We start from the raw sequence: 12,927 nt of genomic DNA on the forward strand, positions 1-12,927 counted from the left end.
ACCCGAACAGGTGATGCCAACCGGTCTGGTCGAGTTCACCCCGCGTTCACCGACGGCGCCGTGGTCGTTCTCCTGCGGTGCCTACCTTCCTGATCGTCAGCACTCATCAGACTTCCATCAGGAGCACCCGAAGTGAATCGCACTTCCTTCCGCAAGCTGCTCGCCCCGAGCGTCGCTGTGCTTGCCCTCTCGATCTCCCTCACCGCGTGCGGTGCCTCCAACGAGGCCGGCGCCGAGTCGGGCGGCGACACCTCTGAGGCCGGCGGCCTGTCCGGTGACCTGAACGGCGCCGGCGCGTCCTCGCAGGAGAAGGCGCAGGGCGCCTGGTCCACCGGCTTCCAGGGCATGAACGACGGCAACGTGACGGTCAACTACGACCCCGTCGGCTCCGGTGACGGGCGCACCAACTTCATCGAGGGCGGCGTCAGCTTCGCCGGCTCCGACTCCTACCTCAACGACGACGAGGGCGAGCTCAGCGCCGCCAAGGAGCGCTGCGGTGGCGAGGACCCGATCGAGGTCCCGGCCTACGTCTCGCCGATCGCCGTGGCGTTCAACCTCGACGGTGTCGACGCGCTCAACCTCGACGCCGACACGATCGCGATGATCTTCGACAACAAGATCACGAACTGGAACGACAAGGCGATCGCCGACCAGAACCCTGACGCGACGCTGCCCGACCTGGCCATCACGCCCGTGCACCGCTCCGACGACTCGGGCACCACGAAGAACTTCACCGACTACCTCGGCAAGGCCAGCGGCTCGTGGTCCTACGAGGCCGAGGACGCCTTCCCGGTCAAGGGGGGCGAGGCCGCCGAGGGCACGTCCGGTGTGATCTCCGCCGTCTCCGGCGGCAAGGGCACGATCGGCTACGCCGACGAGAGCCAGGTCGGCGACCTGTCCGTCGTCTCGGTCAAGGTGGGCGAGGAGTACGTCGCTCCGTCCGCCGAGGGTGCCGCCAAGGTCGTCGAGACCTCGCCGGCCGCCGAGGGTCGGGCCGACGTCGACATGGCCGTCGACATCGACCGCACCACCACCGAGTCGGGCGCCTACCCGGTCGTCCTGCTCAGCTACCTGATCGCCTGCCAGACCTACGAGGACCAGGCCGAGGCCGACCTCGTCAGCGGCTACCTGTCCTACATCGTCTCCGACGAGGGCCAGGCGGCCGCTTCGCAGGAGGCCGGCTCCGCGCCGCTCTCCGCCTCGGTCGCCGAGCAGGCGCAGAGCATCGTGGACGCCATCTCCGCGGGCTGATCCCACGGCCGGGGCCAGCTGCCCCGGCCACCCATCGCCGCGTGCGGCGGGTCGGACATCCGGCCCGCCGCACCGACGCATGAACCGAATGAATGAGGTAGCACGTGGCAACCATCGCCGCTGATCAGGAGACAGGCCCGGCGAGGCTGGGCGACCGGGTCTTCTCCGCCACCGCCCTGGCCGCCGGGATCGCGATCCTTCTCGCCCTGGCAGGCGTCTTCATCTTCCTGGCGATCGAGGGCGTCCCGGGTCTGGCCAAGCCGGCTGAGTTCTACGGCGAGGCGACCAACTTCTGGGGCTACGTCGCCCCGCTGCTGTTCGGCACCGTCCTCGCCGCCGTGATCGCGCTGATCGTGGCAGTCCCGCTCGCCTGGGGCATCGCGCTGGTGGTGAGCCACTACGCGCCGAAGTCGATCGCCACCCCGATCGCCTACGTCATCGACCTGCTCGCCGCGGTGCCCTCGGTGGTCTTCGGTCTCTGGGGCATCAGCGTCCTGGCGCGCCACCTGCAGCCGGGTTACGTCTGGCTGGACGAGAACATGGGCTGGGTGCCCTTCTTCGCCGGTCCGGCCTCCGGCACGGGTCGTACCATCCTCACCGCGGGCCTGGTGCTGGCGATCATGATCCTCCCGATCATCACCGCCATCTCGCGCGAGGTGTTCTCGCAGACGCCGCGACTGCACGAGGAGGCCGCCCTCGCGCTGGGCGCCACCCGCTGGGAGATGATCCGGATGGCGGTCTTCCCCTACGCCCGCTCCGGCATGGTCTCCGCGGTGATGCTCGGCCTCGGCCGCGCGCTCGGCGAGACGATGGCCGTGGCCATGGTGCTCTCTGCTGGCGGCGGCATCTCCTTCAACCTGATCTCGAGCAGCAACCCGGCCTCGATCGCGTCCAACATCGCCTCCAACTACAAGGAGGGCACCCCGGGCAAGATCCAGGTGCTGATCGCGACCGGTCTGGTGCTCTTCCTCGTGACGTTCCTGGTCAACTTCGCCGCCCGGTGGGTCGTCACCCGCAACGAGAGGAAGCTGGCCAGATGACCGTCGCCACAGCCCCCGCCCGGCCCACCTCGGAGCCGGTCGCGTTCACGCAGGCCAAGCTGCCTCGCGTGGCGCCCGTCCTCGTCGGCGTCGTGGCCATCGCCGCGGCGGCCCTGCCTGTGCTCCTGCTCGACTGGGGCCTGATCGCGTGGGCCCTCGTCGCCGGTGTCACCTACCTCGTCGCGCTGCCCGCCTGGGCGCGGGTCGTGGAGGGACGGCGCGGAGCTGCGGACCGGATGGTCACCGGGCTCGTGTGGGGGGCGTGCCTCGTCGCCATCGTGCCGCTGGTCTCGCTGCTCTACACGGTCGTCGACCGGGGTCTCCCCGCGATCAACTCGACCTTCCTGACCTACTCGATGTACCGGACCGAGCTCGATCAGGAGGTGGGCATCTATCACGCGCTGATCGGCACCCTCCTGATCACCCTGGGAGCCGCCGTCATCTCGGTGCCGATCGGCATCATGGCGGCGATCTACCTCATCGAGTACGGCAAGGGCAGCCGCCTCGCCCGCTGGATCACGTTCCTGGTGGACGTGATGACCGGCATCCCGTCGATCGTGGCCGGTCTGTTCGCGTTCTCGCTGTTCATCCTCATCTTCGGTCCGTCCACCAGAGTCGGGATCGGCGGCTCGGTGGCGCTGTCGCTGCTGATGATCCCGGTGGTGGTCCGCTCGACCGAGGAGATGCTGCGGCTGGTTCCAGCCGACCTGCGCGAGGCGTCGTACGCCCTGGGCGTGCCGAAGTGGCGCACGATCGTCAAGGTCGTCCTCCCGACGGCCCTCGGCGGCATCGTCACGGGCGTCACGTTGGCCATCGCCCGCGTCGTCGGCGAGACCGCCCCGCTGCTCCTGATCGCCGGCCTGACGACCCGCACGAACTTCAACGTGTTCTCGGAGCGGATGACCACCCTGCCGGTGCTGATCTACACCCAGAACGCCAACCCCGGGATCGCCGAGACTCCGGGTGGCACGCCGCCCGGCATCGAGATCGCCTGGGGCGGCGCGCTGGTGCTGATCCTGATCGTCATGATGCTGAACCTCGTGGCGCGCATCATCGGCGCGATCTTCGCCCCCAAGACCGGCCACTAGGCCCCGAACAGATACCAGAGAGACTCACCCCATGGCCAAGAGCATCACCGTCGGCGACCTCGACATCTACTACGGCGACTTCCTCGCCGTGCAGGGCGTCAACATGACCATCAAGGCGCGCTCGGTCACCGCCTTCATCGGTCCGTCCGGATGCGGCAAGTCCACGTTCCTGCGCTCGCTCAACCGCATGCACGAGGTCATCCCCGGCGCACGCGTCGAGGGCAAGGTGATGGTCGACGGGCAGTCGCTCTACGACAGCGCCGTCGACCCGGTCGCCGTACGTCGCCAGATCGGCATGGTCTTCCAGCGGCCGAACCCGTTCCCGACGATGTCGATCTACGAGAACGTCCTTGCCGGCAATCGCCTCAACTCCAAGAAGATGAAGAAGGCAGAGGCCGACAACATCGTCGAGCGCTCCCTCAAGGGCGCGAACCTCTGGAACGAGGTGAAGGATCGCCTGAACAAGCCCGGCATGGGTCTCTCCGGCGGCCAGCAGCAGCGCCTCTGCATCGCCCGGGCGATCGCCGTCGAGCCGCAGGTGCTGCTGATGGACGAGCCGTGCTCCGCGCTCGACCCGATCTCGACCTCCGCGATCGAGGACCTCATCCACGAGCTGAAGTCCGACTACACGATCGTCATCGTCACCCACAACATGCAGCAGGCCGCCCGTGTCTCCGACGAGACCGGCTTCTTCAACCTCAAGGCCGCCGGCCAGCCCGGCCACCTCGTCGAGTTCAACTCCACCCAGAAGATGTTCGCCAACCCGGACAACGAGTCCACCGAGGCCTACATCTCCGGCCGCTTCGGCTGAGCTCCCTCCCTGCCCCGGGGCTCATGCCCGCCTGCCTCGTGTGGGTATCTAGGGACGATCTGGTTGGTCGATCGGGGGTTTGGCCAACCAGATCGTCCCTAGATACCCAGACAGAGAGTGCGGGAGTGCCCCGTCGGTGGCCGCCAATCGTCCACAACGTCGGCCGAAGCCGCCCGCTCGCGGTGGTTGGGGACGACCGCCGCCATGAAGTGTCCCGTCGGGGGACGTTCGGGCGATGGAGTACGACGACTGGACGGCAGGTGCTGGACCGCTGCGCGGGATCGGACCGCGGGAGGGCCTGCCTCCCGGCCTCGTGTGGCCGAGCAGGCGCGGCGAGGCTGGAGGGCCGACGCAGTGGCAGACCCGGTCCGGCGCCTTCCGCAGCTCGGGCGGCGGCAACTGGGTGCCGACGGAGGTGCCGTCCTCTGCGGGCCAGCGGACCGTCGAGGCCGCCGCGCGGCTGCCGGCGCACGGCGCCGTGACGGGCTGGGCCGCGCTGCGCTGGGCTGGTGCCCGCTGGTTCGACGGGATCGGGTCGCAGGGCGCTCCGATTCCGGTCACCCTTGCGCTCGGCACACGGCACACGCTGCGACCGGGAGGCCAGGTGCGGGTGAGCCAGGAGCACGTGCCGCCAGGTGACATCCACCGTCTTCGGGGCCTCCGCGTGACGAGCTCGTGCTGGAGCGTGGCCTTCGAGATGCGGAAGGCCTCGACCGTCGAGGCCGCGGTGGTGGCCTTCGAGATGGCTGCGTACGACGACCTGGTGTCCGTCGCCGAGCTGACGTCCTTCACCCGGTCGGCGCTCTGGATCCGGCAGGGCGTCCCGCGGGTCCGTGAGATCCTGACCCTCCTCGAGGAGAACTCGTGGTCTCCCATGGAGCCCCTCATGCGGCTGGCATGGATGCGCTCGGGGGCTCCACGACCTCGAGCGAATGCGCCGGTGTTCGACCTGTCGGGCCGTTTCGTCGGCACTCCTGACCTGCTTGACCCGATAGCCGGCGTCTATGGGATGTACGACGGCGGACTGCATCTGGTCGGTGAGGTGCGGCACGCCGACGTCGCCAAGGAGGCGGCCTACCGGCGGCTGGGGCTGGAAGGCGCCACCATGATGTCCGGCGACCTGAACGACAGCAGTGCCTTCGAGGTCCGGCTGGGTGAGGCGTACGCCCGCGCGGAGCCGACGGCCTGCGGACACCCGCCTGTGGCTGCCCGAGCCGCCTGGCTGGTGGGTGCCGACCGCGACCGTGGCGCAGCGCCGCGCGCTGTCGGCGTACGACCGCGCACGACTGCTGCGGTATCGCCGGGCTGCCTGACCCTGCCCCTGTCCAGCAAATGTATCTAGGGACGAATTGGTAGGCCGAAGGCGCATTTCGACTACCAGATCATCCCTAGATACCCCGCGCGGGACGCCGGAGGAGCCGAGGCGGGATCGAGAGGGTCTGAGGACGGCCGGGTCGGAAGGACGATCAGGGGAGGAAGACGCGGGCGACCCAGTAGCAGATGGCGGCAACGGAGGCGGCCGCTGGGAAGGTGAGCACCCAGGCGATCAGGATCGACCGTGCCACACCCCAGCGGACGGCGGAGAGGCGCTTGGTCGCGCCGACGCCCATGACCGCGGAGGTGATGGTGTGGGTGGTCGAGATCGGCGCCTCGAAGACGTAGGCGGTGGTGTAGAGCACGCCCGACGCCACCGACTCGGCGGCGAAGCCGCGGGCGGGGTCGAGGTGGATGATCCGGCGTCCGAGGGTGCGCATGATGCGCCAGCCGCCGGACCAGGTGCCGAGCGAGATCGCGGCGGCCGAGGTGAAGATGACCCACAGCGGGAGCGGGTCGCCCTCGGCGACGTAGCCGCCGGTGAGCAGCGCCAGGAAGATCACGCCCATCGTCTTCTGGGCGTCCTGCAGGCCGTGGCCGAGCGCCATCGCGGCGGCCGAGACGGTCTGGGCCATCTTGAAGCCGCGGTTGGCGCGGCCCGGGTTGGCCCGGCGGAAGATCCACATGATCGCGACCATCAGGGCGAAGCCCAGGGTGAAGGCGATCACCGGGGAGATCAGCATCGGGAGGACGACCTTCTCGACCACGACGTCCCAGTTGGCGGTCGTGCCGGCCGCGATCGCGGCGCCGACGAGGCCGCCGATCAAGGCCTGGGAGGACGAGGAGGGAAGCCCGAGCCACCAGGTGACCAGGTTCCACGTGATGGCGCCGAGGAGGCCGCACATCACGATCACGAGCCCGTGGCTGCCCGACCCCGGATTGATCGTGTCGGACACCGTGTGCGCGACCTTCTGGCCGAGGAAGGCGCCGACGAAGTTCATGATCGCCGCCATGGCGAGCGCCACGCGGGGCTTGAGGGCGCCCGTCGAGACGGACGTCGCGATCGCGTTGGCCGCGTCGTGGAAGCCGTTGGTGTAGTCGAACACCAGGGCGACGAGGACGACCGCGATGATGATCGCGATCTCCATCAGGCCACGCTCCGGGCGCGCAAGATCGAGGTGATGGCAGGCATCAGGATCAGGACTCCTTGACCGCGATCTGCTCCACGATGTTGGCGACCTTCTCGAACGCGTCGATCGCCCCCTCGAGGGACTCGACGATGTCCTTGAGCTTCAGGACCTCGAGGGCCTCGTGCTCGCCGCTGAAGAGGTTGGCCAGGATGCGGCGGTAGGACTTGTCGCCGGTGTTCTCGAGACGGTTGATCTCGATCCAGTACTCGTCGAGCGAGCCCATCGACTCCAGCTGCGGCATCGCGGCAGCGGTCAGCTCGGCGCAGCGCTGCAGCACCTCGACCTGCTGGGTGGTCTCCGGCGGCAGCGACGTGACCTCGTAGAGGAGGACCAGGTCGACGGCCTCGTCCATCATGTCCATGACGTCGTCGAGCGCCGAGGCGAGGGAGTAGATGTCCTCACGGTCGAACGGGGTGACGAACGTGCTGTTCACCCGTCGGATGATCGAGTGGGTCGTCTCGTCGGCAGCGTGCTCGGCCTCGCGCATGCGCTGGGCGATCTCGGCCTTGGAGTTGCCGGCCGACAGCATCTCGCTGAGGAGCTGCGCGCCGACGACGAGGTGGTTGGCGGCTTCGGCGAACAGGTCGTAGAACGAGCTGTCGACAGGGCGGAACTTCAAACGCACGGTGAACTCCGAACGGGGGGCGGATGAACCGTGGTTCATGGTAGGGGGTGATCGGCCCATCGACGCAAAACCGGGGCCCCGTCCGGGTGCCCGTGTGACGCGGCGCTCAGCGGCGGCGTACGCGCTGGCGGACGATCAGCTCGTCCTGCAGGTGCCGCTCGCCGCGGTGCATCCGCCACTCGCCGTCCGACCCCAGCTCCCACGCCGTCGTCCCCGGGTCGAGCGCCAGGTCGAGGAGGGCCCCGACCTCCTCGACGACGTGCGGGTCGCGCAGGCGTACGAGCACCTCCACGCGGCGGTCGAGGTTGCGGTGCATCATGTCGGCCGACCCGATCCACGCGGCCGGGTCGCCGCCGTTGTCGAACCAGAAGATCCGGCTGTGCTCGAGGAAGCGCCCCAGGATCGAGCGCACCCGGACCGTCTCGGACAGGCCTTGTACGCCGGGTCGCATCGCGCAGATGCCGCGGATGAGCAGCTCGATGCGTACGCCCTCCTGCGAGGCGAGGTAGAGCGCGTCGATCACCGCCTCGTCGACCACCGAGTTCGCCTTGATCCGGATCCCTGCGGGCCGGCCGGCCTGGTGGTGGGCGATCTCCTGGTGGATCTGTGCGACCAGGCCCTCGCGCACGCTGTGGGGCGCGACGAGGAGGTGGTCGTAGGTGCGGTTGCGGCTGACGCCCGAGAGGTTGTTGAAGAGCAGCGCGACGTCCTCGCCGATCTCGGGGTTGGCCGTCAGCAGGCCGAGGTCCTCGTAGAGGCGCGCGGTCTTGGGGTTGTAGTTGCCGGTGCCGAGGTGGACGTAGCGGCGGATGCCCTCGGGCTCGTCGCGCACGACCATCGACAGCTTGCAGTGGGTCTTGAGCCCGACGAGGCCGTAGACGACGTGGCAGCCGGCCTGCTCGAGCTTGCGCGCCCAGCGGATGTTGGCCTGCTCGTCGAAGCGGGCCTTGATCTCCACGATCACCAGCACCTGCTTGCCGGCCTCGGCGGCGTCGATGAGCGCCTCGATGATCGGGCTGTCGCCGGAGGTGCGGTAGAGCGTCTGCTTGATCGCCAGCACGTGCGGGTCGGCGGCGGCCTGCTCGAGGAAGCGCTGCACCGACGTGGCGAAGGAGTCGTAGGGGTGGTGCAGCAGCACGTCGTGGCGCGACACGGAGTCGAAGACGTCGACCGGCGACGACGACTCGACCTCCGCCAGGCTCGGGTGCGTCGACGGGAGGAAGGCGGCGTACTTGAGGTCGTCGCGCGGCAGGTCGGCGATCGAGTGGAGGCCGGTCAGGTCGAGCGGGCCGGGCAGCGAGACGACCTCGTCGCGCCCGACGCCGAGCTCGGAGACGAGCAGCTCGAGCACCTTCGGGTCCATCGACTCCTCGACCTCGAGCCGCACCGGCGGGCCGAAGCGGCGCCGCTGCAGCTCCTTCTCGAGCGCCTTGAGGAGGTTCTCCGCGTCGTCCTCCTCCACCTCGAGGTCCTCGTTGCGGGTGACCCGGAAGGTGTGGGAGGCCAGCACGTCCATGCCGGTGAAGAGCTTCTTCAGGTGCTCGCCGATGACGTCCTCGATCGGTACGAAGCGCTGGTTGCCGACCCCGACGAAGCGGCCGAACGTCGGCGGCACCTTGACTCGCGCGAAGTGCTCGGTGCCGGTCTGCGGGTGGCGTACGACGACCGCGAGGTTGAGCGACAGCCCGGAGATGTAGGGGAACGGGTGCGCGGGGTCGACGGCGAGGGGGGTGAGGACCGGGAAGATCCGGTCCTTGAAGAGCTTCTTGCAGATCTTCTGCTCCTCGCGGTCGAGCTCGGCCCACCGGACGATCTCGATGCCCTGGCCGCCCAGCTCGGGCAGCAGGTCGACCAGTGCCTGCGCGTGCCGCTCCATCAAGGCGCGGCTCTCGGTCCACAGCGTCTCGAGCTGCTCGCGCGGCATCAGTCCGCTGGCCGCCCGCACGGCGACCCCCGCGGCGATGCGTCGCTTGAGGCCGGCGACGCGGACCATGAAGAACTCGTCGAGGTTGCTGGCGAAGATCGCCAGGAACCGTGCCCGCTCCAGCAGCGGGAGCGTCGGGTCCTCGGCGAGCTCGAGGACCCGCTGGTTGAAGCGGACCCAGGAGATCTCCCGGTCGATGAAGCGGTCCTCGTACTTCTCCACGCCCGCGATGGCCTCGGCGTCGGGCTGGTAGGGCGGCTCGACGTCGAAGGTGTCGGTGGGGTGCCCGAAGGGCTCGGCGACCGGCCCTTCGTCCACCGACGGGGAGGCTGCGCTGGTGAGGGTGGCCGGGTCGGACATGCCACTCAGTGTGGCATCGGAAGGTGAACGCCGGATGACCGTCGTCTCAGTAGACCAACGCCTGGACGCCCTCGCCCAGGACCTGCTCGGCGAAGACGGCCGCGCCGGCGATGGTGACGCCCTCGCGGAGGTCGCCGGCGACGATGCCGCGGCGGGCTGCGCACTGCGAGCAGACGGTGATCGTCCCGCTCGTGAGGACCGCTGCGATCAGCTGGTCGAGGGGCGTGGCGAGCTCGAGCTCGAACTCCTCGGCGCGACCCGGTACGCCGAACCAGGCGGCGTCGCCGGTCAGCCACAGCGACACCTCGGCGCCGGACGCCGCGGCGGCGGCGGCGACGGTGAAGCCCTGGTTGAGGCGCTCGGGCTCCTCGGCGCCGCAGGTGACCTTGACGACCAGTGAGCGAGGCATGCGCCCAGACTAGAGTCGGGTCCATGCCTTTCGAGCTGCCGGACAACCTGCACCCCAACTGCGGCCCCGTCGCGTGGCTGCTCGGCACCTGGCGCGGCAACGGCCACGGGACCTACCCGACGATCGAGTCGTTCCAGTTCGGCCAGGAGCTGATCTTCACCCACGACGGCCGTCCGTTCTTCCACTACATGTCGCGCGCGTGGATCGTCGACGAGGAGGGCGAGTTCGTCCGCGACGCCGCCATGGAGACCGGCTTCCTGCGTTGCCCCGAGCCCGGGAAGGTCGAGTTCCTGCTCTCGCACAACATCGGCTTCTCGGAGATCTGGTACGGCGCGGCCGACGGCGGCAAGGTCGAGATGCACACCGCCGGCGTCTCCTTCACCGAGACGGCCAAGGAGGTCACGGCCGGCTCCCGGATGTACGGCAACGTCGAGGGCGACCTGCTCTACGCCTTCGACATGGCGGCTGTGGGCCAGGAGCTCCAGCCCCACACCTGGGCGCGCCTCCAGCGTGCCTGAACGGTCATGAGCGACGACCTGGCGGCGCGGCTGCGGGAGCAGGGGCTGCGGCTCACCCCGCAGCGCGAGCTGATCCTGCGGGCCGTCGAGGAGCTGCGCCACGCCACGCCCGACGAGGTGCTGGCCCACGTGCGCGGCCAGGTGAGCTCGGTCAACGCCTCCACCGTCTACCGCACGCTCGAGGTGCTCGAGGAGCTCGGGCTGGTGCGCCACACGCACCTCAGCGACCGCGCGCCGACGTACCACTCGACCCGCGAGCACGAGCACATCCACGTCGTGTGCCGCGGCTGCGGCTCCGTGCGCTCGTACGACCCCGAGATCGTGGCGTCGCTCGTCGCGGCGCTGGGGGAGGACGGCTTCTCCGTGGACGTCGGGCACCTCGCGATCTTCGGCACCTGCGCCGACTGCTCGGCTGCTGGGTCCTGAGTCTCTGAGCGACTCAAGCCCAACCTCGCACCCGAGACTCACACTTCGCGGCCGAGATCTCGGGTGCAAAGCGGGGAGGTCACCGGATATCCGGTGACTTTCGGCGGTGCCGACCTATTGCAAGAACTCTTTCGAAAGACTACTTTCGACAGATGTCCAACCCTCGCCGCCTCCGCGATCCCCGAGCCCTCGCCGCCGTCGCCCACCCGGTCCGGATGGGGATCATCGAGCTGCTGTCGGTCCACGGGCCGATGACCGCCACGGAGCTCGCCGACCAGCTCGACGAGACCCCGGCCAACTGCTCGTGGCACCTGCGCAAGCTCGCCGAGCACGACTTCATCGAAGAGGCGGCCGGCGGCACCGGACGCCAGCGGCCGTGGCAGATGCGGCACATCGGGATGTCGTGGGCCGAGGACGACGACGTCGGTCGTGACGAGCTGCGCGCCGGGCAGGCGCTGAGCCGGATGCTGCTCGAGCGGTGGGTCGACCGGTTCCTCGGCGCGAGCGAGCGCGAGACGGACCCGGGCTGGCGCGACAGCGCCGGGCTGACCCAGCACGTCGCGTGGCTCACGCCCGAGGAGCTCGGCGACCTGACCGGCCGGCTGGCCGAGCTGGCGGGCACGTACGACGACCGCCTCGGCACCGGCGAGCGTCCCGAGGGCGCCCGCCTGTGCGAGATCGTCGCCTGGGGCGCGGCCGTGGAGATCGAGCGATGAGGGCCGCCTTCGCCCAGCCGGGCTTCACGCGGCTCTTCGCCGGCCTGACGACGTCGATGCTCGGCGACTCGATCATGCTGCTGGTGCTGAGCATCTGGGTGAAGACCCTCACCGGCTCGAGCGCGATGGCCGGCTTCACGTTCTTCTTCATGTGCATCCCGGCGATCTTCGCGCCGTTCGTCGGCGTCTGGCTCGACCGGATCAAGCGCAAGCCGATGCTGGTGTGGGGCAACGTCCTCTCGGCCGTCGCCGTCCTGCTGCTGCTGCTGGTCCGCGACGCCGGCGACGTCTGGATCATCTGGACGGTCGCCGGGCTCTACGGCGTCAGCTTCGTCGTCCTGCCCGCCGGCCTCAACGGCCTGCTCAAGGAGCTGATGCCCGAGCGGATGCTCGTCGACGCCAACTCGAGCATCCAGACCGTCAAGGAGTCCTACCGGCTCTTCGGCCCGCTGCTCGGCGCCGCGCTCTTCGCCTGGCTCGGCGGCTGGGCGGTCGCCCTCGTCGACGCCGCGTCCTTCCTCGTCGCGGCCGCCATCATCTCGACGATCCGGGTCGAGGAGGAGACGCCCGAGCACGAGCAGGCCGCCTACTGGAACCAGCTCACCGACGGCCTGCGCCACCTCGTGCACGACCGGGTGCTCGGCCACCTCCTGATCGGGTTCGGCCTGTCCATGCTCGTCCTCGGCTTCACGGAGTCGGCGATCTTCGCGCTCACCGACCACTTCGACCGCCCCGCCACCTACGTCAGCGTGATCGTGTCGGTGCAGGGCATCGGCGCGGTCGTCGGCGGCATCGCCTCCGCCCGGTGCGTACGACGTCTCGGCGAGGTCGCGACGAGCGTGCTGGGGCTGGTGCTCCTCGGGGTCAGCGCACTCGGCATCGCGGCATCCCCGGTGATGGCGGGCGTGCTGGTGAGCATCGTGTTCTTCGGCGTCTCGCTCCCGCTGCTGGTCGTCGCCTACATGACGCTGCTGCAGCGTCGTACGCCGCAGCGGCTGATGGGTCGCGTCTCGACGGCCGCCGAGGTCGTGATGACCGTGCCGAGCGCGGTCTCGCTCGCCCTCGGTGCCGCACTGGTGACCGTCGTCGACTGGCGGTGGATCTTCCTCGTCATCGGCGTCGCGACGCTGGCCGGCGCTGGGCACGTCGCCTTCTGGCTGCGCGACCAGCTGGTGCGACGCGATGCCGAGCCGGACTCCGTCGAGCACCATGAAGGCAGTTCGGACCTCGTGGGCCCGGGCTGAGCGTGGTGAAC

At 69.5% G+C, this 12,927-nt stretch carries 13 protein-coding genes; 9 read left to right on the plus strand and 4 right to left on the minus strand.

The annotated features are described in order from the left end of the window. Nucleotides 1-132 precede the first annotated feature (132 nt). The 5 genes from JOD65_RS05670 to JOD65_RS05690 all read left to right on the plus strand — a co-directional run bounded on the left by JOD65_RS05670 (nucleotide 133) and on the right by JOD65_RS05690 (nucleotide 5,532). Nucleotides 133-1,251 (plus strand): phosphate ABC transporter substrate-binding protein PstS, encoded by a 1,119-nt coding sequence (locus tag JOD65_RS05670; RefSeq protein WP_191193352.1) that lies wholly within the window; start codon nucleotides 133-135, stop codon nucleotides 1,249-1,251. 104 nt (nucleotides 1,252-1,355) lie between these two features. Next, nucleotides 1,356-2,291: a phosphate ABC transporter permease subunit PstC gene (gene pstC / locus JOD65_RS05675; RefSeq protein ID WP_191193351.1), complete on the plus strand. Its 936-nt coding sequence runs from the start codon at nucleotides 1,356-1,358 to the stop codon at nucleotides 2,289-2,291. Next, on the plus strand, nucleotides 2,288-3,379 hold the full coding sequence (gene pstA / locus JOD65_RS05680) for a phosphate ABC transporter permease PstA (protein ID WP_191193350.1): 1,092 nt from the start codon (nucleotides 2,288-2,290) through the stop codon (nucleotides 3,377-3,379). The genes pstC and pstA overlap by 4 nt, the downstream gene beginning before the upstream one ends. A gap of 31 nt (nucleotides 3,380-3,410) precedes the next feature. Continuing rightward, entirely contained in the window at nucleotides 3,411-4,190 is a 780-nt protein-coding gene (pstB, locus tag JOD65_RS05685; RefSeq protein WP_191193349.1) for a phosphate ABC transporter ATP-binding protein PstB, read from the plus strand. A gap of 235 nt (nucleotides 4,191-4,425) precedes the next feature. Continuing rightward, nucleotides 4,426-5,532: a hypothetical protein gene (locus tag JOD65_RS05690; protein WP_191193348.1), complete on the plus strand. Its 1,107-nt coding sequence runs from the start codon at nucleotides 4,426-4,428 to the stop codon at nucleotides 5,530-5,532. A gap of 124 nt (nucleotides 5,533-5,656) precedes the next feature. Here the strand turns inward: JOD65_RS05690 and JOD65_RS05695 are convergent, their stop codons facing one another. From JOD65_RS05695 to JOD65_RS05710, 4 genes are all read right to left on the minus strand, one after another. After that, nucleotides 5,657-6,652, minus strand: a complete 996-nt coding sequence (locus JOD65_RS05695; protein ID WP_191193347.1) for an inorganic phosphate transporter — start codon at nucleotides 6,650-6,652, stop codon at nucleotides 5,657-5,659. 49 nt (nucleotides 6,653-6,701) lie between these two features. Then, entirely contained in the window at nucleotides 6,702-7,319 is a 618-nt protein-coding gene (locus tag JOD65_RS05700) for a DUF47 domain-containing protein (protein WP_191193346.1), read from the minus strand. A 106-nt stretch (nucleotides 7,320-7,425) separates the two neighbouring features. Continuing rightward, complete coding sequence (locus tag JOD65_RS05705) at nucleotides 7,426-9,603, minus strand: RNA degradosome polyphosphate kinase (protein WP_191193345.1); 2,178 nt, start codon at nucleotides 9,601-9,603, stop codon at nucleotides 7,426-7,428. A 46-nt stretch (nucleotides 9,604-9,649) separates the two neighbouring features. Next, nucleotides 9,650-10,012, minus strand: coding sequence for a DsrE family protein (locus tag JOD65_RS05710; protein ID WP_191193344.1), 363 nt, complete (start codon nucleotides 10,010-10,012; stop codon nucleotides 9,650-9,652). Nucleotides 10,013-10,035: 23 nt separating this feature from the next. On the opposite strand from JOD65_RS05710, the gene JOD65_RS05715 reads away from it, so the two are divergent. The 4 genes from JOD65_RS05715 (at nucleotide 10,036) to JOD65_RS05730 (ending at nucleotide 12,916) form a co-directional block, all read left to right on the plus strand. Then, nucleotides 10,036-10,530 (plus strand): heme-binding beta-barrel domain-containing protein, encoded by a 495-nt coding sequence (locus tag JOD65_RS05715; protein WP_191193343.1) that lies wholly within the window; start codon nucleotides 10,036-10,038, stop codon nucleotides 10,528-10,530. A gap of 6 nt (nucleotides 10,531-10,536) precedes the next feature. Next, nucleotides 10,537-10,956 carry a Fur family transcriptional regulator gene (locus tag JOD65_RS05720; RefSeq protein ID WP_191193342.1) on the plus strand — a complete coding sequence of 140 codons (420 nt, stop codon included), beginning with the start codon at nucleotides 10,537-10,539 and terminating at the stop codon, nucleotides 10,954-10,956. A 152-nt stretch (nucleotides 10,957-11,108) separates the two neighbouring features. Beyond that, nucleotides 11,109-11,672 carry a winged helix-turn-helix domain-containing protein gene (locus JOD65_RS05725; protein WP_191193341.1) on the plus strand — a complete coding sequence of 188 codons (564 nt, stop codon included), beginning with the start codon at nucleotides 11,109-11,111 and terminating at the stop codon, nucleotides 11,670-11,672. Then, a complete protein-coding gene (locus tag JOD65_RS05730; RefSeq protein WP_191193340.1) occupies nucleotides 11,669-12,916 on the plus strand; it encodes an MFS transporter in 1,248 nt (415 codons plus the stop codon). Before JOD65_RS05725 ends, JOD65_RS05730 begins: the two co-directional genes overlap by 4 nt. The last annotated feature ends 11 nt before the right edge of the window (nucleotides 12,917-12,927 follow it).

It is taken from the genome of Nocardioides cavernae (assembly GCF_016907475.1).
Classification (GTDB): Bacteria; Actinomycetota; Actinomycetes; order Propionibacteriales; family Nocardioidaceae; genus Nocardioides; species Nocardioides cavernae.

Bases quoted from the DNA above. Each gene is read 5' to 3' on its own strand.
- pstA (WP_191193350.1), top strand. From the start codon at position 2,288: ATGACCGTCGCCACAGCCCCCGCCCGGCCCACCTCGGAGCCGGTCGCG.
- pstB (WP_191193349.1), top strand. From the start codon at position 3,411: ATGGCCAAGAGCATCACCGTCGGCGACCTCGACATCTACTACGGCGAC.
- JOD65_RS05690 (WP_191193348.1), top strand. From the start codon at position 4,426: ATGGAGTACGACGACTGGACGGCAGGTGCTGGACCGCTGCGCGGGATC.
- JOD65_RS05695 (WP_191193347.1), bottom strand. From the start codon at position 6,652: ATGGAGATCGCGATCATCATCGCGGTCGTCCTCGTCGCCCTGGTGTTC.
- JOD65_RS05705 (WP_191193345.1), bottom strand. From the start codon at position 9,603: ATGTCCGACCCGGCCACCCTCACCAGCGCAGCCTCCCCGTCGGTGGAC.
- JOD65_RS05710 (WP_191193344.1), bottom strand. From the start codon at position 10,012: ATGCCTCGCTCACTGGTCGTCAAGGTCACCTGCGGCGCCGAGGAGCCC.
- JOD65_RS05715 (WP_191193343.1), top strand. From the start codon at position 10,036: ATGCCTTTCGAGCTGCCGGACAACCTGCACCCCAACTGCGGCCCCGTC.
- JOD65_RS05720 (WP_191193342.1), top strand. From the start codon at position 10,537: ATGAGCGACGACCTGGCGGCGCGGCTGCGGGAGCAGGGGCTGCGGCTC.
- JOD65_RS05725 (WP_191193341.1), top strand. From the start codon at position 11,109: ATGTCCAACCCTCGCCGCCTCCGCGATCCCCGAGCCCTCGCCGCCGTC.
- JOD65_RS05730 (WP_191193340.1), top strand. From the start codon at position 11,669: ATGAGGGCCGCCTTCGCCCAGCCGGGCTTCACGCGGCTCTTCGCCGGC.